This is a genomic window from Ensifer sp. ENS07, from assembly GCF_014852185.1.
GTDB classification, from domain to species: Bacteria; Pseudomonadota; Alphaproteobacteria; order Rhizobiales; family Rhizobiaceae; genus Ensifer; species Ensifer adhaerens.
In genome coordinates, this window is the sequence record NZ_JACVBE010000008.1 from 66,250 (window position 1) to 87,140 (window position 20,891).

Consider the following 20,891-nt stretch of genomic DNA (forward strand, 5'->3'; position numbering starts at 1 on the left):
CATCCTCTTCCATGCGTATCGGTCTTACCGGGATGGTTGAACCTCAAGGCCCTGGTGTCAAGAAGGAATTGAATGGCATTTGCCCCGAAAAGTCATGGTCTTGCCCGGGATCATCGGTCATGATCGCGAGCTGCGACAGGGCCGCCTTTGACGCAACCGTATGAAGGGAGTTCCAACCGTGAGCAGTATTTCCGCTTCTGCCGAACCGCGCCTGACCTCGCTTGCCCATGGCGGCGGCTGCGGCTGCAAGATCGCCCCGGGCGTGCTTCAGGACATTTTGCGCGGACGGGTACAACTGCCGGTCCCGCCGGAACTTCTGGTCGGCATTGAGACCTCGGACGATGCAGCGGTCTATCGCCTAAACGATCACCAGGCGGTGGTCGCCACCACGGACTTCTTTATGCCTGTTGTCGACGACCCCCACGATTTCGGCCGGATCGCCGCGACGAATGCCATCAGCGACATCTACGCCATGGGCGGAACGCCGATCTTCGCACTGGCGCTGGTCGGCATGCCGGTCAACGTGCTCTCGACGGAAACCATTGGCGCCATCCTCGACGGCGGGGCGGCGGCCTGTCGGGCGGCCGGCATTCCGATCGCCGGCGGCCACACGATCGATTCCGTCGAGCCGATCTACGGTCTCGTCGCGATCGGGCTCGTCGATCCGGCCCATCTCAAGCGCAACAGCGGAGCCGAGCCGGGTGACGTGCTGATCCTCGGCAAGCCGCTCGGCGTCGGCATCTTTTCCGCGGCGTTGAAAAAGGGCGCGCTCGATGAAGCCGGCTATATCAGGATGATCGAAAGCACCACGCGCCTCAACACGGCCGGACCCGATCTCGCGCGGCTTTCCGGCGTGCATGCCATGACGGACGTGACGGGTTTTGGCCTTGCCGGCCACGCGCTCGAAATGGCGCGCGGGTCGAACTGCCAGGTCCGGGTCGACTGGTCCGCCGTTCCCCTTCTGGAAGGTGCTTTCGATCTGGCTGCCGCCGGGTTTGTCACCGGCGCCTCCGGGCGGAACTGGGCAAGCTATGGGCAGGACGTGGCCTTTGCCCGCGAGATGGGCGCGATCGACAAGGCGCTGCTTTGCGATCCACAAACGAGCGGCGGCTTGCTCGTCGCCTGTGACCGGTCGTCCGCGCAGGCGGTGCTCGACCTGTTCGACAAGCACGGTTTCGGCGCGGCGGTGATCGGGGAAACTGTGGCCGCGCCGGCGGGATTGGTGATCGCGTAGCCTTTGGCGCTTACCCGGCCCTGCCGAGCTTGGCTGCGTCTCTCTAAGCCAAATCTCGCGTCGACCAGAGTGGTCGCAACGTCTTTCGTCGGGACGGGTTGGTCCCGGCGATGATCGTTGTATTGCGGCCGGGCTGTGTCGGCCGCAACAAGATGGATGCGGAGGCACGATCTCGCCACGGCGTGACGGTTGGGGTGCGCTTCTGACCCCGGCTATTGCTCGGCAGACCGGAGCGCGCCGGCATCGTACACGACCTTGCCGCCAAGCAGGGTCAATACCGATCGGATGGTATCGATCTCGTCAACCGGCATCGTCATGTAGGGCTTGTCGAGCACTGCCGGCACAGGCCACCCTCCAGGCGGCTGACGAGATTGACCGCCGGGCCGATGGCTGTGAAGTCGAGCCTATCGGCGGCACCTATATTGCCCCAGAGAATGTCGCCGAGGTGCAGGGCGACGCCGAAGGAGAGCGGCGGTAGCCCCTCGGCCTGCCGGGCCTGGTCGAGATGCGCCATGCCGGCGCGCGCGGCGGTGACCGCGCGCAAGGCTGCGTCGCAGGCTTCGCTCGGCGAGCCGCTCACCGGAAAGATCGCCAGAACGCCGTCGCCGATGAATTTCAGCACCTCGCCGCCAAAGGCATGGATCGCGCCGGCGAGGCGATCGAACCAGGCGTCGAGGGCCGCGATCACCACGGCGGGTTCCGATGTTTCGGACAGCGCCGTGAAGTTGCGCAAATCGGCATAGAGTAGGGCCGCGCGAAGGGTTTCGCCGGTGCCGCGGGTGAGCGCTCCGGCGCGGACACGGGCGGCGCTGCGGCGGCCGAGATAGGCGTCGAGCAGAGCGGTGAGCGCGGCCCGCTCGGCAAGAACCGCCAAGGGCGCGACGGCAAAGCGCGCGACATCACCAAGCCGCGCCGTCTCTTCCGGGCCGAACGGGCGCGTCCCGGCCCAGCCGAGCGACGCGCGTTCATTCCCCGAACCGGTCGATTGTTGCAGCAGTGGCCCGAGCCCGGCCAGCCACTCCTCTCCCGCCCGGTCGGAGACGGCGCCGGCAAAGCCCAGGCTCTCGATCACCACGCCGGTCTCGGCTCGCCAAAGCCAGGTGCGGCGGGCGATGATCGGATGCGGCACGGCGAGCGTAAGCGCGCCGCCCGAGAGCGGCAGACCGTCGGCGACGAGCTGGCGGCCAAGGTCGGACAGGAATCGGTCTGGCTCCTGCGAGGCGCTTGCCTCGTCCACGAGCCAGGCAAGGGAGGCGGACAAATCCATGCCGAAGAGGATAGGGTCGAGCGCCCTATGGACAAGCCCTTTCCCGCCGCCGCGCTGCGCGCAAGTCAGGGGCGGACGGTGGCGCCGTCCGCCCCGGCGGTCTATGATTGCGGCAGCCTGCAGAAGGACTCTCAAGCCGCAGGCAGGCCAATCAGCAAAGGGAAGACCGATGCCAGAAGCCCTCGTCGTCCGCCGCGAAGCGCATATTCCGGCGCCACCCGCCGCAGTGTTCGCTCTTTTGACCGACCCGGAAAAGATCCTGCGCTGGATGGGAACGGAGGCCGACACCAAGGCGGAGCCCGGCGGTCTCTATCTCGTCAACGTGACCGGGGCCCGTTTTGCCCGCGGGTCTTTCCGCGAGGTCGTGCCGGTGCATCGGCTCGCCTATAGCTTCGGCTGGGAAGGCAGCGACATTGTCCCGCCCGGCTCGAGCCTGATCGAGAGCGACCTGATCGAGCAGCCGCCCGGAACATTGCTGCGCCTTACGCAAACGGGTCTGCCCAGCGCCGAACAATGCGCCGGCCATGCGGAAGGCTGGGCGCATTATCTGGAGCGGCTGGGCCAGGTTGCGTCGGGCCGCGATCCAGGCCCCGATCCCTGGCTCGGCCGCGACGGCGCGGCTTGATGCAGACGTCCCTTGCTTGCCACGACTGGTCCTGAAGGCTTGACGACGGCGCTGGAATGCCATGTTGCTTGGGATTGGCGCGAACCTGCGTTCACATCTTATTGATGCCAAATCAGGACGTTAGGCGGCATATGTCGTTGCGGTGCGCTGGCTGAACGCACCGGGACATGTATGAGTTTAGTCGGGATGGGAGCGAATGGACGACAACAACATCATCAAATTTGAACGACCAAAGCCGAAGAAGGAGGCCAGCCCTGTGCCGCGGAAGGCGTTGATTTGGCTGGCACTGATAGCCGCCTTGGTTGCGGTGTGGTCGTACTATCAGTTTATCGCGCCGCCGAGCTTGCCAGGCTAACAACGCTACAGACCGGCGGTTGGCGAGCGGCACGCGCTCCTCGCTTGGTCTGTCTGCAGACACGAGCGCACAATTCGCGAGCTCGCCACCGCCTTCGCTCACTTCCACATGGAGCGCATGCGGGCGCCGACGTCGATGCGGATCTGCTTGGCGCTTCGCTCGCTGGCGCTTGCCGAGATCTTCGGCCAGCTCGTCGTCTCGAAAAACTGAAGCAATGTCGCCGGGATGAAGCGGGTTCGCGAGGCGTAGACATGCCGGTCGCCCTGGGCGTTCTGGCCGTGGGTGAAGAAGCGCTGCGGCGTCACCAGGGAGAGATGATCGCGTGCCCGTGTCATGCCGACATAGAGCAGCCGCCGCTCCTCTTCGAGTTCGGCAGTTGTGCCCACGCCGAGATCGGACGGAATGCAGCCGTCGACGACGTTGAGCATGAAGACCGAGCGCCATTCCTGGCCCTTCGCCGAATGGATGGTCGACAGGATCAGATAGTCCTCGTCGAGCAGCGGCACGCCCGCCTGGTCGCTCGTGGCATCGGGCGGGTCAAGGGTCAGCTCGGTCAGGAAACGTTCGCGGTTCTGGTAGCCGCCGGCAATCTGCTCGAGCTGCAGCAGGTCGGCCTTGCGCGTGTCGGCGTCTTCATGGATCCGGTCAAGATGGGGCTCATACCAGGCGCGCGCAGCGCCAATCTCCTGCGGCCATCCGGGCTCGGCCCGTCGCAGACCGGACACCAGGTCGACGAAGCCGGTCCAGTTCTCGCCGGTCTTGGCGGGAGGCGGGATCTCAGCAAGAGCCGCGAGCGGTTCCGGATCGGCGGCGATCGCATCGAGGATCTTTCCAGCGGTCTGCGGGCCAATACCGGGCAGCATCTGCAGCAACCGGAAACCTGCGACGCGATCACGCGGGTTCTGCGCGAAGCGCAGGACTGCGAGCAGGTCCTTCACATGGGCGCTGTCGAGAAACTTCAGGCCACCGAATTTCACGAACGGAATGTTGCGGCGGGTGAGTTCGACTTCGAGCGTTCCGCTGTGATTGGACGAGCGAAAAAGCACCGCCTGCTGCTTCAAGGCGATACCGATCTCGCGGCCAGCGAGAACCTGCTCCACGATGTAGGCGGCCTGATCCGCTTCGTCCTTGACGGCGACGAGCAACGGGCGCTGCTCCGATTGCCTGTCCGTCCAGAGGTTCTTGGTAAATCGCTCCCGCGCCAGGCCGATCACGCCGTTCGCAGCGGCGAGGATCGGCTGCGTCGAGCGGTAGTTCCGGTCGAGGGTGATGACGTCGGCAGGCTCGGGCGAAAAGGCGTTCGGGAAATCGAGAATATTGCGAACCGTCGCAGCCCTGAAAGAATAGATCGACTGGGCGTCGTCGCCAACGACCGTCAATCCGTGGCCGCCGGGTCTGAGCGACATCAGGATCGACGCCTGCAGCCTGTTGGTGTCCTGATACTCGTCGACAAGAACATGATCGAAGCGTCCGCCGATATCTTCGGCAAGCTCCGGATCGGAAACCATCTGCGCCCAGTAGAGCAGGAGATCGTCATAATCGAGCACGTTCTGCGCCTGTTTGGCATCGACGTAAGCCGCAAACAGCGCCTTGAGCTGTTCGTCCCAGCCGGTGACCCAGGGATAGGCCGACTTCAATACGTCGCCAATCGAGCTTTCGGAGTTCACGACGCGCGAATAGATCGAAAGGCACGTTCCCTTTGTCGGAAACCGGCTTTCCGTCTTCGAGAAGCCGAGCTCGTGGCGCACGAGGTTCATCAGGTCGGCACTGTCCTCCCGGTCGTGGATCGTAAAATCCAGGCCGAGACCGATTTGTTCGGCATAGATGCGCAGGATCCGGGCACCGATGCCATGGAAGGTGCCGGCCCAGGAGAGCGCGTCCGTCATGACTGAAGCGTTGTCGCCAAGGACCTGGCGGCAGATGCGCGCGACCCGGCGGGTCATCTCGGCTGCTGCGCGTCGAGAAAAGGTCATCAGCAGAATGCGGCGCGGATCGGCACCGTTGACGATGAGATGCGCGACGCGGTGGGCGAGGGTATTCGTCTTGCCGGAGCCGGCACCGGCGATGATGAGAAGCGGGCCGCCGACCTGTCCTTCCGGCAAGCCGATACCGTGCTCGACCGCCTCACGCTGGCGGTCATTGAGTTTTTCGAGATAGGCGGCGCTCATGCGTTCCCGTTCGTTTTCGTCGCACTCAGTCACTGCCCGCATCGATTTGCATCCAAGAGACGGGCAGGAACAAAGAAAGAACTAGCAATTTAGCATCCAGATGAAAACCCTGACGTCGCCGAGTTTTCGCTCCTGCAACGTCGGAATGTCACTCTTCCAAGGTTTTGATGACCTGCGAGATCGCCGATGGGCTTGATTGCTGCAGGTAAGGCCAATCGGCCGTGGATCGAGATCTGTCGCGGGTGATCGCCGGCTTATCGATCGGCCTATACCTATGGCTGTGCGCCGCACGAAGAACGCGCGACGGCTTGTGGCCTTATATAGTAGATTAGAAATATGCTCCGCTCCTGCGTCCACTCGAAAGAGGAAGAGCACATGGACGAACGGAGCGTTGAAAATACCTGCGAGGCCACCGGCTCGACCGCCGAATTGCAGGAGATTGCGCGCAAGCTGGCGTCGCTCGCCCAAGAGATCAGGTCAATTGCAGCGACCCCGCTCGGCGAGACGGTCGTACTCGACGAAAGCGGCGATGGATCGGAAACGGCAGTCGACTGATGTCGGCCGCGGGGCAGCGGCTTTACTTGTTCGGTACAGGCATTCATTCCTCAATTGGGGGATGGCCGTGATCTGCCTGCGCGCTTAGAACCAGCCTACGGTGGCGACCTTGGGATATTCGGGACGTCGATACGAGGCGACGCCTTCGAATATCCCTTGGCGCGTCAGCAGACGCTGGTGTCTGTTCAGGGGCAGCATTGAGCTCGTCACGCTACGACCGTCATCGTCATTTCGATGTAGGCGGCAAGGCACAGGGCTGAAGCCAAGATGCCCGGCGTTGAAGGCACGGCTTGCATTATTTTCGCGAAGAACATACCGCCGGCGATGAGCAATCCGCCGAAAAGCAGACCGTGTTCTGCAACAGCGAGGCCGATGGCGCAGAGGTTCACGGCACTCGCAACCATGGTGAGGGGCGCTGCGGCCAGCGCAGCGTTCGATTGAGCCAGGAAGATGAGCCTGAAACGCGGCCAGCTGAGGCCGATGGCGAGAACGATGAACACCAGGGAGATGCCCATCAGCATGCTCCTGCGAGAGTGCACTCGATCGATCCGGCCTGCTTGTCTCGGGCCGAAAACACGTCGCCGACAGCGATGAGGACCGGGTTGTCGTAGCCGATCTCCGCTATGCCCAAGGGGATTGTCGCGAGCGCGCCGCGCCAGCTGCGTTCCGTCGGACGGCTGACATCGCTCATGATCACGGCCGGTGTTTCAGGTGAACGGCCTTCGCCGATAAGCTTTTCGGCAATCAGCCTCGCCGTTCGGCCACCCATGTAAAAGACCGCCGTGCTGCGCGGATCGGCAATGCCTCCCCAGTCGACATCATCGGGCAGGCCGCCGTGGCGGGAATGACCGGTCACCAGCCGAAGCGACTGGGCATAGTCGCGATGGGTCAGCGACAGACCGAGACGGGAGGCCATGGCGCTTGCGGCAGTGATGCCGGGGATAACATCGACGGGAATGTTCTCGCGGTCGAGATGGGCGATTTCCTCGCCGGCCCGGCCGAAAACCATGGGGTCGCCGGATTTCAGCCGCACCACGCGTTTCCCAGCCTTGGCGAGCTTGACCATCATGGCGTTGATGTCTTCCTGCCGGCAGCTTTCGCGGCCGCCGCGCTTTCCGACGAGCATGCGCTTTGCCTCCCGCCGGGCGAGTTCGAGCACGTCTGAAGAAACGAGGTCGTCGAAAAGGATGACATCGGCCGCTTGCAGCGCGCGCACGGCCTTCAGCGTCAGGAGTTCGGCATCGCCCGGTCCCGCGCCGACCAAAGTCACGTGACCGATGGCGGGGGCTCCCGCGAGCCTTTCGGCATCAGCAAAAAGCACCCCGCCTACGCCCTCCTCCGGCGTATCCATGGTCGAAAAGACGCGATCGGCAAAACGTTCCCAGAAGAGGCGCCGCCGGGGACCGGGTTCGATCCGGCGGTTCACCGCTCCACGAAGAGACTGGGCCAGCGCTGCCCAGGCCTTCAGGCTTTTCGGCAGCAGCGTCTCGATCTTGCGGCGGATCGTCTGGGCGAGGATCGGGGCGGCGCCATCGGTCGAGATTGCAACGATGACGGGCGAGCGGTTGACGATCGAGCCGAACTGGAACTCGCAGAAGTCCGGCTGGTCGATGACGTTGACCGGAACGCCCGCCGCGCGGGCGGCGGCGAAGAATGCCCGCGCCTCCGCCTGGTCCTCGCAATCGCCGACGGCGAGCGCGGCACCGTCAAGATCGGCGGGCGCCCAGTGCCGGCGGTTTAGCGTGACGCTGGCGGTGGGGTGTTGCGGGGTACGGCCGGCAAATGCCGCGAGCGCCTCGTCGTTCCCTTCAGCGTAAAGGTCGACGCGGGCGCCGCAGGCGGCCAGAAGCTCGACCTTCCACATCGCTCCGTCCGTTGCACCGGCCACCACGACGCGCCGGCCCTCCAGCGCCCAGAAGACGGGCAGCTTGGCGAGCGCCTCCATGCGGGCGGGTCCGTCACTCTGCGGCTGCTGCAAGACATCCATCGATGATCCCCCTGATTTCGGCGCGGCATGAGCCGCAATTGGTTCCGGCATTGAGCGCCACGCCGACGGCCTCGACGCTGTGGCAACCGCCGCGTACGGCCGCGACGATCTGGTTGACGCCAACACCGAAGCAGGAGCAGACGGTGGCGCCGGGATCCGGCTTGTCCGCCCCCGGACGGCCCGCGACGAGCGCGAAGCGCTTGCGCAGATTGGCGTGGTCAGCGCCGAGTTGTGCGATCGCCCAGTTGCGCGCGACGGCGACCGGTTCGCGCGCTAGGAAGAAGGCCGCGAGAAGCTGCGGACCATCGAAGAAGGCGAGCCTGATGTCGCCGGTCTGTGCATCCGCATAGCCGAGCGGCTCTACGCCTTGCGGGATCGCAAGAACGCGGCGGCACCAGCCGGCCCAGTCGTCCACCGGCTCGGCAAAAGCCAGTTCCAATCGCCAGCCGCCAGCTGCCTTCGCCAGCGCCCAATAGGCAGCATCTGGATCGACCGGCTTTGCCAGCGAGACAGCGAAGGCGTAGTGCGTCGCCTTGAACTTTCGCGCGGCGACCGCAATGTTCTTCGATGCCGGCTGGCCGGAAAGACGATCGGTGATCGGCGGCACGAGGACATCGATGCGTGCCTTCGCCGCAAACTGGTCGTTCCAGTGCATCGGCGCGAAGATGCTGCCGCGCGCCTGGCGCTCGGTGATGAGCGCACGCACGAACGCCTTGCCCTCAGGGCTTTCAATCTCGATAAGGTCGGCGTTGCCGACGCCGATCTCCATCGCATCACGCGGGTGCAGTTCCGCAAACGGTTCGGCGATATGGGCCGAGAGGCGCGCGCTTTTGCCTGTGCGGGTCATCGTGTGCCACTGGTCGCGGATGCGGCCGGTGTTGAGCGTGAACGGGTAATCGGCATTGGTGCGGTCGGTCTCTGCCGGGCGAACGGCCACGAACCGGCCTCTGCCGTCAGCGTGATAGAAGTTGCCCGCCGCAAAGAAACGGCTTTCGGCGCGCTTCTGGCCTTCCCGTTGGGGCCACTGGAAGGGCGTCAGCCCGTCGTAGTCCTCAAGCGCAAGATCGGCATAGGCTCCAATGTCGAAATCGCGGCTGCCGGCATTTTCGAAGGCCGAGAGCGCGGCATGTTCGCGGAAGATCGCGGCGGGCGCTTCGTAGGCGAAAGCATCGGTATGGCCCAGGCGGCGACCGACCTCGGCCAGTTGCCACCAGTCCGCCCGGGCTTCTCCCGGTGCGGCGAGGAACGCCCGCTGGCGCGAGATGCGGCGTTCGGAATTGGTGACCGTGCCGCTCTTTTCCCCCCAACCGAGCGACGGCAGCAGCACATGCGCGTGGCGGGCGGTATCAGTTTCTTTCAGGATGTCGGAAACCACGACGAAGGGACAGGCCCTGATCGCGGCCTCGACGGCGTCGGCATCCGGCATCGAGACGACGGGGTTCGTTGCCATGATCCAGAGCGCCTTGACGCGACCGTCTGCCACCGCCCGGAAGAGATCGACGGCCTTGAGCCCGGGATTTTCGGCAATCTTTGGCGAACGCCAGAAGCGCTGGACGCGATCGCGATCACCGGCATCTTCGATCGCCATGTGTGCGGCGAGCATGTTCGCAAGCCCGCCGACCTCGCGGCCGCCCATCGCATTCGGCTGCCCCGTCAGCGAGAACGGCCCCATGCCCGGCCGGCCGATGCGGCCGGTCGCAAGGTGACAGTTGAGGATCGCGTTGACCTTGTCGGTGCCCGAAGACGACTGGTTGACGCCTTGGCTGTAGCAGGTCACGACCTTCTCGGTTGTCGAAAACAGCCGGTAGAATTCGCGCAACTGCATCGCCGGAAGACCGGTCCGCTCGAGCACGTCGTCGAACGAAACACCGCCCGCTGCGAGCAAGGTATCACCGAAGCCGGCCGTATGCGCCGCGACATAGTTCTGGTCGACGGCATTGCTGGAAACCAGATGTGAGAACAGCCCGACGAAGAGCGCCACATCGGCGTCGGGCCGGATCGCGAGATGCAGGTCTGCGATATCGGCCGTCATGGTGCGGCGCGGATCGATGAGAACGATTTTGAGGCCCGGCCGTTTCGCCTTGGCGGCGGCAAGGCGCTGGTAGAGGACGGGGTGGCACCAGGCAAGGTTCGATCCGGTGAGTACGACCAGATCGGCCAGCTCCAGATCCTCATAGGTCCCGGGTACCGTATCCGAACCGAAGGCACGGCGATGACCGGCAACCGACGAGGACATGCAGAGACGTGAATTGGTATCGATGTTGGCGGAACCGACAAAACCCTTCATCAGCTTGTTGGCGACGTAGTAGTCTTCGGTGAGCAGCTGGCCGGAGACGTAGAAGGCGACCGAATCCGGGCCGTGTTCGGCAATCGTTTCCGCAAAGCGTGCGGCGACGAGGTCGAGCGCTTCGTCCCAGCCAGCCTGGCATCCGTCGATCTCCGGATGCAGCAGCCGACCGTCGAGGTCGAGGGTCTCGGCGAGTGCGGACCCCTTGGAGCACAGCCTGCCGAAATTGGCGGGATGGTCGGCATCGCCGCGCACGGCGACGGCGCCGTTGTCATCGACCGTCGCGATGACCCCGCAGCCGACGCCGCAATAGGGACAGGTGGTCTTGACCTCCTTTTCCATGGTCATTCCGCCGCAATCAGCAGGCTTTCGAGCGCAATGAACAGCGCGCCGCCGTCAATACGCACCGGAATGGTGCGCACCGCGCCTTCGTCGGCCCCGAGCGCCTTGCCGGTTTCGAGCGAGATCGCCCAATTGTGCAAGGGGCAGGTGACCGCCTTCGCGTGGACGATGCCTTGTGACAGCGGCCCGCCCTTGTGCGGGCAATGGTCCTCGATGGCGAAGACCTCGTTTTCGGCTGTGCGGAAGACGGCGATCTTGCCCTGAGGCGTCTTCACGCAGCGCGCGCCTCGCAGCGGAATGTCCGAGATGTCGCCGATCGGGTGCCAGGTCATGTTCATCATCTCACTCCGCAGCTTGGGGGAAGCCGACCGTCGCCATCGGCCGGAACTCGTGTTTGTCCTTGCCGGAGACGCGCTCCGACCAGGGGTCGACCTGGGCGAATTTCTGGCTGAAGACGAAGCGGTCGTAGTAGGCCTTGCGCTTGTCCGTATCCTCCATGATCTGGCGGCGGATCTCGTCCAGCCCGACTCGTTTCGCCCACTTGTAGATGCGCTCGAGATAGCGGGCCTGCTCGCGGTACATCTGCGTCAGCGCCACGATGTGTTCCAGCGCCTCGTCCTCGCTGTTCACCAGGCCAAGTACCTCGGTGCCCTTGATGTCGAGCCCGGCAGCACCGGCGAAATGGATCTCGAAGCCCGAGTCGACGCAGATGACGCCGATGTCCTTGCAGGTGGCCTCCGCGCAATTGCGCGGACAGCCGGAAACCGCCATCTTCAGCTTGGCGGGCGTCCAGGAACCCCACATGAACTTTTCGATCCGGATGCCAAGCCCGGTGGAATCCTGCGTGCCGAAGCGGCACCAGTCCGAGCCGACGCAGGTCTTCACCGTGCGCAGACCCTTGGCATAGGCCTGGCCCGAGATGAAACCGGCCTTGCCGAGATCGGCCCAGACGGCCGGTAGATCTTCTTTTTCGATCCCGAGCAGGTCGATGCGCTGGCCGCCGGTCACCTTCACCAGCGGAATTTCGAACTTGTCGACCACGTCGGCGATGGCCCGCAGCTCGCCGGAATTGGTGACCCCACCCCACATGCGCGGCACGACGGAATAGGTGCCGTCCTTCTGGATGTTGGCGTGAACGCGCTCGTTGATGAAGCGCGATTGGTAGTCGTCGGCATATTCGTCCGGGAAATCGCAGACGAGGTAGTAGTTGAGCGCCGGGCGGCACTTGGCGCAGCCGCAGGAGGTCTTCCATTCCAGCTCCTGCATGACCGCGGGAATGGTCTTCAGGCCCTTGGCCTTGATCAGCCGACGTACGTCGTCGTGGCCGAGATCGGTGCAGCCGCACATCGGCTGGACGGCGGCCGGTCTGTAGCTCTCGCCGAGCGTCAGCGTCATCAGCTGTTCGACAAGGCCGGTACAGGAGCCGCAGGAGGCCGATGCCTTGGTATGGGCGCGCACCTCGTCGAGCGACGTCAGGCCCTTCTCGGCAATCGTGGAAACGATCTTACCCTTGCAAACGCCGTTGCAGCCGCAGATTTCCGCATCATCCGGCAAGGCTGCAACGGCCGCCATAGGGTCCAGCGGAGCGCCTCCCTGGAAGGCCTGGCCGAAAATCAGGGTCTGGCGCATCTCGGAGACGTCGGTCTCCTTCTTCTTCAGATCGTTGAACCAGGCGCCGTCGGATGTTTCGCCATAGAGCACGGTGCCGATGATGCGGTTGCCCTTCAGCACCAGCCGCTTGTAGACGCCGGCCGTGGCGTCGCGCAGGACGATCTCCTCGCGGTCGTCGCCATCGGCAAAGTCGCCGAGCGAGAAAAGTTCGATGCCGGTGACCTTGAGCTTGGTCGGCGTGTCGGAATGGACAAAGGCGGCGGAGCGGTCGCCAGCCAGATGCGAGGCGGCGACACGGGCCATCTCGTAAAGCGGCGCGACGAGGCCATAGACCATGCCGCCCACTTCCGCACATTCGCCGAGCGCCCAGATGCGGCCATCCGAGGTCTGCATGCCCTGGTCGACGACGATGCCGCGGTTGATCGCAAGGCCGGCCTCCTTCGCAAGGCCGACACTCGGCCGAATGCCGACGGCCATGACGACGAGCGTCGCCGGAATGATGCGGCCGTCGTCGAGCTCGATGCCTTCGACCCTGCCGTTGCCGACGATCGCCTTGGTGTTGGCCTTGCAGATGATCTTGATGCCGCGGCCTTCCAGCTCCTTCTCAAGGAGATAGCCGGCGGCCGGGTCGAGCTGGCGGTCCATCAGCGTCGGCATCACGTGAAGAACGGTGACGTCCATGCCGCGACCGGCAAGGCCGGCGGCCGCTTCAAGGCCGAGCAGGCCGCCGCCGATGACGACGGCTTTTTCGCGCGACTGGGCGGCGAGCAGCATGGCCTGCACGTCATCGAGATCGCGATAGGTGATGACACCGGGCAGGTCCTTGCCGGGCACCGGCAGGATGAAGGGCACCGAACCGGTCGCGATCACCAGCTTGTCATAGCTTTCGGTCACGCCATGGTCGGAGGTCACGGTTTGGGCATCGCGGTCGATCGCGACGATGCGATGACCCTTGTAAAGCGTGATGCCGTGTTTGATGTACCAGCCGTCGCCGTGGATGATGATCTCTTCGTAATCCTTTTCGCCCGACAGCACCGGCGACAGCATGATGCGGTCGTAGTTGACGCGTGGTTCGGCGTTGAAAATGGTCACGTCGTAGTGCCCGGGCGCCTTTTCCAGCAGGTGCTCCAGCATGCGCCCCGGCGCCATGCCATTGCCGATGATGACGAGTTTCTCGGTCATGGTCTGTCCTTGTCTGTTTACGCGGCAGCAGCCGTCGGCAGGGTGAGCGCGCGGCGTTCCATCTGGCGGATCGAAAGATGCATCCACAGGAGCGATGCGACGACGACGGCAAAGAGAAGCAGGAAGCAGCTCGACCACAGGCCGGTCGCGTCCTTGAGCAGGCCGAAGGCGATCGGCAGCACGAAGCCCCCGAGCCCGCCGACCATGCCGACGATGCCGCCGACCGCCCCGACGTTTTCCGGGTAATAGGCCGGGATGTGCTTGTAGACGGCGGCCTTGCCAAGGCTCATGACGAAGCCGAGCACGAAGACCGTGACGATGAAGACGGCAGGCGTAATGCCGAAGCCGTGGCCCTCGCCGGCGGCCGGCAGCGACAGGATCAGTGTTGCCACCGCCGAGATGCCGAGCATCCAGTACATGACGCTACGCGCGCCCTTGCGGTCGGAAAGCACGCCGCCGAAGGCACGGAAGACGCTGCCGGGGATGGAGTAGGCGGCTGCGACCATGCCCGCCACGGCGATATCGAAGCCGTAGACGCCGACGAGATAACGCGGCAGCCAGAGCGAGAGGGCGACGAAACCGCCGAAGGCGAAGAAATAGTAGAGCGAGAAACGCCAGACCTGGGCGTTCTTCAGCGGTGCGAACTCCTGGAGCAGGCTGCGCTTTGGCAGCTGGCGCTCGCGGCGGCTGCGGAAGGCCGGATCGTCGCTTGTCGTGAACCAGAAGACGAGTGCCGTGACGACGAGTGCGGCCGCCCAGATCTCGGCAACCGTCTGCCAGCCCCAGGCAATGAGGACGAAGGGCGCCAGGAATTTCGTCACCGCCGCGCCGACATTGCCGGCGCCGAAGATGCCAAGCGCCGTGCCCTGCTTTTCCGGCGGAAAGAAGGGCGAGACATAGGCGACGCCGACCGCGAAAGAGCCGCCGGCAAGACCGATGCCGAGGCCGGCGAGCAGCATCTGCGGATAGGTGGTGGCGTAGGTGAGCAGAAAAGTCGCAAGGGCTGCGGCCAGCATCGTCAGCGTATAGACGAGGCGCCCGCCGTAGCGCCCGGTCCAGACGCCGAGCAGGATGCGCACCAGTGAACCGGTGAGGATGGGCGTGCCAACCAGCAGGCCGAACTGCGCTTCGGTGAGCGCGAGGTCCTGCTTGATGCGGATGCCGATGATGGCGAAGATCGTCCAGACGGCGAAACAGATCGTGAAGGCAAAAGTGGACATCCACAAAGCCGTGGCGGGTTCGCTGGCGGATAATGGCTGCTTGTTCTCAGACATGGCTTCTCCGAGGCCCGACAAGGTCGTGCCGCTCCATCTTGGGGGTGAAAAACAAAAAGCCGCTGGCCAGGTATGCCCGACACGGTTCGCTCCGTGTGCGCAGTCCTGATCAGCGGCTTTGCTGGTAGGGCGCCCGTCGTTGGACACCGATCTCTTGGCCCGAGGGCCTGAGAATATAAAAGCAATCAGCGTGCCAGTTTTGGCAAGCTATTGATCTAAAAGAAAAAGTGAAATCGTCGGCCTGGCGTCATCCCGGTGGGTGACATTCCTTGGTGCAGTGCGAAGCCATTTTTTGTGCAATGCGCATAAATTAGGCGTCGCGCATTCAGCCTGCAGACTGGGCAGCGATGTAGGCATCGAGGTCGTCGGGATCGAAGCGTCCGCCATCGAAGAAACCATCCGGCCCGAGCGTCAGCGCGCCCGATGAGCCGACTGGGGTTTCGACGGTCAAGGCGCCTTCCACCTTGGCGCTTGCCGACGGCATGGCGATACCAAGGTGCTTCAATGCGGCGCGGTAGATGTCCGGCCGGTAGGTTTCCGCGGCGATACGCTGGCGCTCTGCCGTGTGCTCGATCTGCCGCCAGCGCACCATCTGGGTGTAGAACCAGAGGGCATGGCTCTTCCAGGGGAAGGTCGCCGCCTTGGCATTCGGAACGAAGAAATCTCTGACCACCCGGACCTCACCGCCGCCGACCGGCAGGGTGCCTTTGAGGGCGGGAAGAAGCAGTTCGGCGTCGCGCCCCACATAGGCAGGCTTTGCCAGAAGGGTCGCGAGTGCCTCGTGGTTATCCGGGCGGGCGCACCAAATTGACGCCTGATGAAGCGCTACGAGCAAGGCGGCCATCGCCTCCGGGTTGGCCTCCCCCCACTTTGCGTTGACGCCAAGCACCTTCTCGGGGCTCGACCGCCAGATCGCCGCCTTGACGGTGGCGAGATGTGCGCCGCGGCGAAGCACGCCGAAGGTGTTCCAGGGCTCGCCGGCGCAATAGCCGTCGATCACGCCTTCGGCGAGCGCATCACCCATGTCGGGCGGCGGCAGCACGACGATCTCGATATCACGGTCCGGATCGATGCCACTCGCCGCCAGCCAGTAGCGCAGTTCGTAATTGTGCCCGGAATAGGGATGCACGACGGCAAAACGCAGCGGCGCGCCCGCCTGCGTATCGATCGCCTTGCGCAGGGCTGCACCGTTCGCGCGCGCATCGAGATCCGTGGTCGCGCCGTTTTCCGCCATCCTTTGCCAGAGCGCCGGAGACACCGTCACCGCATTGCCGCCGAGACCCAGCGACATCGGCACGATCATTTCCGGGGCAGGCACATTGAGGCCGAAATTGCCGGCGATCGGCATCGGCCCGAGAATATGCGCCACATCGACATGGCGAACCGCAAGCCGATCGCGGATGCTCGCCCAGGAGCGCTCACGCAGCAGGGTCAGGTCGATCCCCTGTTCTTCAGCAAAGCCCATCTCGCGGGCGACAACGAGCAAGGCGCTGTCGAGGAGCGGCACGAAACCGGCGGTGATGGCGTGGCGCGTCGTCATTCCTTTCCTCCCGGATCGAGCAGGCTTGCAGCCGTGACGAGGCTTTGGGCGATGTCGACGATCTTGCGGTTCTGGTTCATCGCCGTGCGGCGCAGCAGCGCATAGGCCTCTTCCTCGGAGAGCCCGCGCGAGCGCATCAGGAGGCCCTTGGCGCGGTCGATCACCTTGCGGTTTTCCAACTCGCCGCGGGTTTCTTCCAGCTCGCGGTTGAGGCGGGAGAATGCGTTGAAGCGGCTGATCGCCATCTTCAGGATGGGGCGCACCCGTTCCTGCTTCAGACCGTCGACGATATAGGCCGAGACCCCGGCCTCGACAGCCGCCTCGATGGAGGCCTCGTCGGACTTGTCGACGAACATCGCGATCGGGCGCTTCACCGCGCGCGAAAGCTGGAAGATGCTTTCCAGCATGTCTCGGTTCGGGTTTTCGAGATCAATCACGATGACGTCGGGATTGAGGTCCGCGATGCGTCGCGCCAGGCCGTGCATATTGTCGATGACGGTGACATGGTCATAGCCCGCGTCGCGCAGCCCGTCCTCGATGATGGCGGCGCGGATGCGATTCTCGTCGATGACCAGGACGTTTAGTCTGCTGTGCTGCATGCCACGACCGCATTCTGACCAATCTTGACCTGCCGTGTCGGCTCTTTTTGCAATGCAGCATGACCGGTCCGAAATCAAGGGCGATCTTTCGGATGGCGTTCACGCACCGTCGAGACTGCCGCAATCCTCGGCGCAGGTCGGCTTGCCGCGGCGCGAAGGCAGCGCCGCGGCAATGAGGAGATCAAGCTCTTCCACGGTCCGTGAAAGTGCCGACCGAAGGCGTTTCAGGCTGCAATGAGTTCGTCGGCTGGGCCGAAGAACTCGTAGTGGACCCGCTCGCTGGAAACGCCTTCCCTGGCAAGAGCCGGGACGAGCGCACGAAGGAACGGTTTGGGGCCACAGAGATAGAATTCGGCATTGGCGATCGGCGTGTGCTTGCGAAGCCATTCCGCGGTGATGAAGCCATCGAAGTCGTGCGACAGCCCCACGGCATCCCCGTTCGCCGGCGCGCTATAGAAGCTGCTGATCGTGATCTTGCCATGTGCATCGGCGAGTTCGCGAACATGCCGATCCATGGCATGCGTGCCGCTGTTCAGCGCGCCGTGGACGAAGTGCGCCTCGAGGTTCGGATGTTCCTCGGCGATCGTCTCGAGAATACTGACCATGGGGGTCAGGCCGACGCCACCCGACAGCAATACGATAGGTGCTTCCGGCGCTTCAGGGAGGAAGAAGTCGCCGGCCGGCGGGGTCGCGCTCAAGACCGTGCCGACGGTCGCCTGATCGTGGAGATATCGGGATCCGCCTTGCCCCTGCGCCTCGCGCTTTACCGAGATGCGGTAGAAGCTGTCGTTCGGCCCGCTGGAGATCGAGTAGTTGCGCTTCATCTCCAGGCCATTGTCCAGTTGGAAGCGAAACGTCAGATATTGGCCGGGTCTGTGGCGCGCAACGCGACCGCCGTCCTTGGGTTTCAGGATAAACGAGGTGACGACGTCGCTCTCGCGAACTTTTGAGGCGATGACGAAATCTCTCCAGCCGTTCCAACCGCCCGAGCGCTCCATCAGTTCGCCGCGTATGGCGGTCTCGCGCTCCTTGAGAATATCGGCCAGGAACCAATAGGCCTCGCCCCATGCGTTGAGGAGCTCAGGGGTCGCCGCACTCCCGAGCACATCCTCGACGGCGGCGAGAAGAGCCTTGGCTACAAAGGGATAGTGCTCTGGAAGGATATGGTAGCCGATGTGCTTGTGGGCGATCCGTTCGACCACCGGGCCAAGCACGCCGAGATTATCGATGTTCTGCGCATAGGCCAGAATGGCGGCGGCAAGCGCGTTAACCTGTGAACCGCCTTCGCCCTGATTGGCGTGGTTGAACAGCGCGCGGATATGATCGTCACGGAAGAGGCGGGCATACATGCTCTTCGTGATTTCCGTTCCGTGGGCCGCGAGCGCCGGAGCGCTGGCTTTCACGATCTGGACAGTCTCGGGGGAGAGTGGTTTCGGCATGATTTTTCCTTTCGGTGGGACGTATCAGTGGGGGCAGGTTGGTGATCCTGGAAATGCAGCCGGCAATTCACCGGGCCCGGTGATCGGGAACTGTGTCCCAATCTCTCGCGGCCGCGAATCCCGCGCTCAAAAAATCCTGTTAATGCGGACTTCGCCCTGGAAGCATTCGACGATCATCCTGATCTCAGCTCCGGCTACCGTTCGCGCGTTCATCGCAAATGACCCTTAAAGATGTATCTAAAATGCATCTATTCGCTTGCGATCAAAGATGCTAATCAAATGCATGTTTTTTGAACGGACTTTTTGACGCAGATCCCGCGATGAGGCTCACGAAATACACCGACTATGCGATGCGCCTGATGATCTATCTGGGCTCCCAGCCCACTGGGCTCAGCTCCATCCGGGAGATATCCGATACCTTCTCGGTCTCGCAGAACCATATGATGAAAGTGGTTCAAGACCTCGCGAATGCGGGGTTTCTGGAGGCTGTACGCGGCCGGAACGGCGGTATCAGGCTCGCTAGGGCTGCGAACGAAATCAATCTCGGCGCTCTCCTCCGGCACACGGAGGAGTTGTCCGATCTGATCGATTGCCGAGGTTGCCGCATCGCTCCGGCCTGCAGCCTGCCGTCCGTCCTTTCGGAAGCCACGGCCGCCTTCGTCGCGGTCTTCGACAAGTACACGCTCGCGGATCTCGTCGAAAAACGCTCGACGCTCGGCGTGCTCCTTGGTTTCCGGGCAGCGTTGCCGGGCGAAGATTGCAGCCCGCGCGCGTTAGGTCGCCAGTCGCTCGAGGAATAATAACGCCCGGCACCCCAATGACTCGCCGCGGCCTGCTACTTCACGTCCGATTTGAGGTTGCGCCGCTTTGCTGGGGCGAACCTGGCAGTGGCCGGAGCCCGCCTGAGCATCAGATCGGCAGCAGCGCGTCCGGCTTGACGTCGCCGACCGAGGCGTAGGTGTGCGTCTCCCTGACGCCGGGCAGGGGCAAAATCACCCGTTCGAGAAAATCCTGGAACAGCGACATGTCGGCAATGCGCGCCTTCACCAGATAGTCGAAGCCGCCGATCACCATGTGGCATTCCAGAACTTCCGGCGCCTTTGCAACCGCGTCGGAGAAGCGCTCGAAGATATGCGGGGCGGTATGGTCGAGGCGCACCTGGATGAAGACGACGGTGCCCCGGCCGATCTTCTTCGGATCGAGGATCGCTCGCACGGCCTTCACATAACCCTCGCGGAAGAGGCGCTTCACGCGCTGGCTCGTGCCCGTTGGCGACAGGCCGACACGCTCTGCCAACTCCAGTGTGGTCCGCCGGCCATCTTCCTGCAGCAATCTCAACAAGGTGCGATCGATGGTGTCGAGGCCTGCAATTTCGTTCTTCACGCTATTTTGTCCATGAAAGAGTGATAATCGCTTAGATTCATTGAAATAAGTGTATTTTGACGCGGCCGTTCGCGCAATACGGTGCTTCTGTCGAAGCCGCCGGGTAAGGCTTCCGCAATGTGGAGAGACGGGCGTGCAAAGTGTTACGATGGGGGAGGGCGACCGCAGCCGGCGGCTGGCGATATGGGCAGGGGTGGCGGTCGTCGCAATCACCACCTTACAGTTCGTGGCCGCCCGGTTCAGTCTGCGCGAGCATCTGACCGCCGCCGACATCGTCACCTTGCGGTTCTCTGGCGCCGCCCTGGCCTTCCTGCCGGTGTTCCTCAGCGTCGGCTTGCCGAAGTTGATGCAGCTTGGCTGGCGCAAGGCAACCGTGCTGGCGCTGCTGACGGGGCTGCCCTATCCGCTCATCATCAACCAGGGACTTTCGCTGGCACCGGTCGCCCATGCGGCAGCACTCTCTCCCGCCGTAATCGTCTTCTTCTCGTTCCTGTTTTCCCGTCTCGTCTTCAAGGACAAGGCCTCCGGCACGCGCCTTGCTGGCGTTGCCACGGTCATTGCCGGCCTTTTGCTGTTCGTGCTCCAATCGGGCGTCGCCGACGCCGAGACATTGCGCGGTGATCTGTTGTTCGCCGTTTCGGGGTTGATGTTTGCCACCTTTGCGGTGCTGGTGCGGCTATGGTCCGTCGACGCCGTGACGGCGACGATCGCAGTGGTGTTCTTCTCCTGTCTGCCGTTGCCCTTGCTGCACATTCTGGCGCCCAGCGGGCTCGCTGCCGCCTCTTTCACCGAAATTGCCACGCAATTCGTCATCCAAGGCTTTCTCGCCGGAGCGCTCGCGAGCGTTCTCTACACCTATGTCATCCGTCAATTGGGTCCGCAGCCTGCGTCGCTGTTCATGCCGTGCGTCCCGGTGACGACGACCGCGGCGGGGGTCGTCGTTCTCGGTGAAGTTCCGACGCTGCTTCAGGTCGTTGCCATTGCCGTCATCACGTTCGGCATGGTCTTCCCGATCCTGAAAAGGGCGTAGGCCGGGCCGGCGA

19 protein-coding genes are annotated in these 20,891 nt (G+C 63.7%); 6 read left to right on the forward strand and 13 right to left on the reverse strand.

The genetic code is table 11. The annotated features are described in order from the left end of the window. The first annotated feature begins 187 nt into the window (after positions 1-187). Entirely contained in the window at positions 188-1,234 is a 1,047-nt protein-coding gene (gene selD, locus IB277_RS22830) for a selenide, water dikinase SelD (RefSeq protein WP_371813662.1), read from the forward strand. Positions 1,235-1,446: 212 nt separating this feature from the next. Here the strand turns inward: selD and IB277_RS38700 are convergent, their stop codons facing one another. Next, entirely contained in the window at positions 1,447-1,578 is a 132-nt protein-coding gene (locus IB277_RS38700) for a hypothetical protein (protein WP_256436337.1), read from the reverse strand. Continuing rightward, positions 1,548-2,501: an adenylate/guanylate cyclase domain-containing protein gene (locus tag IB277_RS22835; RefSeq protein WP_192371879.1), complete on the reverse strand. Its 954-nt coding sequence runs from the start codon at positions 2,499-2,501 to the stop codon at positions 1,548-1,550. Before IB277_RS22835 ends, IB277_RS38700 begins: the two co-directional genes overlap by 31 nt. 169 nt (positions 2,502-2,670) lie before the next feature. Here IB277_RS22835 and IB277_RS22840 point away from each other — a divergent pair, with 169 nt between their 5' ends. Then, positions 2,671-3,126 (forward strand): SRPBCC domain-containing protein, encoded by a 456-nt coding sequence (locus IB277_RS22840; protein ID WP_112975237.1) that lies wholly within the window; start codon positions 2,671-2,673, stop codon positions 3,124-3,126. 196 nt (positions 3,127-3,322) lie between these two features. Beyond that, on the forward strand, positions 3,323-3,481 hold the full coding sequence (locus tag IB277_RS22845; protein WP_162728707.1) for an intracellular growth attenuator family protein: 159 nt from the start codon (positions 3,323-3,325) through the stop codon (positions 3,479-3,481). 98 nt (positions 3,482-3,579) lie between these two features. Here IB277_RS22845 and IB277_RS22850 read toward each other — a convergent pair whose 3' ends face one another. Further along, entirely contained in the window at positions 3,580-5,649 is a 2,070-nt protein-coding gene (locus IB277_RS22850) for an ATP-dependent helicase (RefSeq protein ID WP_192357078.1), read from the reverse strand. Between the two features lie 375 nt (positions 5,650-6,024). Here IB277_RS22850 and IB277_RS22855 point away from each other — a divergent pair, with 375 nt between their 5' ends. Continuing rightward, positions 6,025-6,204 (forward strand): hypothetical protein, encoded by a 180-nt coding sequence (locus tag IB277_RS22855; protein WP_034789801.1) that lies wholly within the window; start codon positions 6,025-6,027, stop codon positions 6,202-6,204. A gap of 206 nt (positions 6,205-6,410) precedes the next feature. Here IB277_RS22855 and IB277_RS22860 read toward each other — a convergent pair whose 3' ends face one another. From IB277_RS22860 to hmpA, 9 genes are all read right to left on the reverse strand, one after another. After that, on the reverse strand, positions 6,411-6,725 hold the full coding sequence (locus IB277_RS22860) for a hypothetical protein (protein ID WP_034789799.1): 315 nt from the start codon (positions 6,723-6,725) through the stop codon (positions 6,411-6,413). Beyond that, positions 6,719-8,191, reverse strand: a complete 1,473-nt coding sequence (gene cysG, locus IB277_RS22865) for a siroheme synthase CysG (RefSeq protein ID WP_192371881.1) — start codon at positions 8,189-8,191, stop codon at positions 6,719-6,721. Before cysG ends, IB277_RS22860 begins: the two co-directional genes overlap by 7 nt. Beyond that, a complete protein-coding gene (locus IB277_RS22870; protein WP_192371883.1) occupies positions 8,163-10,820 on the reverse strand; it encodes a nitrate reductase in 2,658 nt (885 codons plus the stop codon). The genes cysG and IB277_RS22870 overlap by 29 nt, the downstream gene beginning before the upstream one ends. Positions 10,821-10,822: 2 nt before the next feature. Then, complete coding sequence (nirD, locus tag IB277_RS22875) at positions 10,823-11,158, reverse strand: nitrite reductase (NAD(P)H) small subunit (RefSeq protein ID WP_370689609.1); 336 nt, start codon at positions 11,156-11,158, stop codon at positions 10,823-10,825. A gap of 4 nt (positions 11,159-11,162) precedes the next feature. After that, positions 11,163-13,613 (reverse strand): nitrite reductase large subunit NirB, encoded by a 2,451-nt coding sequence (gene nirB, locus IB277_RS22880; protein ID WP_192371885.1) that lies wholly within the window; start codon positions 13,611-13,613, stop codon positions 11,163-11,165. Positions 13,614-13,630: 17 nt separating this feature from the next. Next, the gene (locus tag IB277_RS22885; protein ID WP_034789792.1) at positions 13,631-14,887 is read right to left on the reverse strand and encodes a nitrate/nitrite transporter; all 1,257 of its coding nucleotides are present in this window, start codon (positions 14,885-14,887) and stop codon (positions 13,631-13,633) included. A 325-nt stretch (positions 14,888-15,212) separates the two neighbouring features. After that, on the reverse strand, positions 15,213-16,427 hold the full coding sequence (locus tag IB277_RS22890; protein ID WP_112975234.1) for a CmpA/NrtA family ABC transporter substrate-binding protein: 1,215 nt from the start codon (positions 16,425-16,427) through the stop codon (positions 15,213-15,215). Next, positions 16,424-17,026, reverse strand: a complete 603-nt coding sequence (locus IB277_RS22895; protein WP_034789780.1) for an ANTAR domain-containing response regulator — start codon at positions 17,024-17,026, stop codon at positions 16,424-16,426. Before IB277_RS22895 ends, IB277_RS22890 begins: the two co-directional genes overlap by 4 nt. A gap of 224 nt (positions 17,027-17,250) precedes the next feature. Then, positions 17,251-18,465, reverse strand: a complete 1,215-nt coding sequence (gene hmpA, locus IB277_RS22900; RefSeq protein WP_192371887.1) for an NO-inducible flavohemoprotein — start codon at positions 18,463-18,465, stop codon at positions 17,251-17,253. Positions 18,466-18,785: 320 nt separating this feature from the next. On the opposite strand from hmpA, the gene IB277_RS22905 reads away from it, so the two are divergent. Continuing rightward, positions 18,786-19,265, forward strand: a complete 480-nt coding sequence (locus IB277_RS22905) for an Rrf2 family transcriptional regulator (RefSeq protein ID WP_082572810.1) — start codon at positions 18,786-18,788, stop codon at positions 19,263-19,265. Between the two features lie 109 nt (positions 19,266-19,374). Here the strand turns inward: IB277_RS22905 and IB277_RS22910 are convergent, their stop codons facing one another. Continuing rightward, a complete protein-coding gene (locus tag IB277_RS22910; RefSeq protein ID WP_034789774.1) occupies positions 19,375-19,848 on the reverse strand; it encodes an Lrp/AsnC family transcriptional regulator in 474 nt (157 codons plus the stop codon). A 133-nt stretch (positions 19,849-19,981) separates the two neighbouring features. Between IB277_RS22910 and IB277_RS22915 the strand changes: the two genes are divergently transcribed. Further along, the gene (locus IB277_RS22915) at positions 19,982-20,878 is read left to right on the forward strand and encodes a DMT family transporter (RefSeq protein WP_371813657.1); all 897 of its coding nucleotides are present in this window, start codon (positions 19,982-19,984) and stop codon (positions 20,876-20,878) included. Positions 20,879-20,891 lie beyond the last annotated feature (13 nt).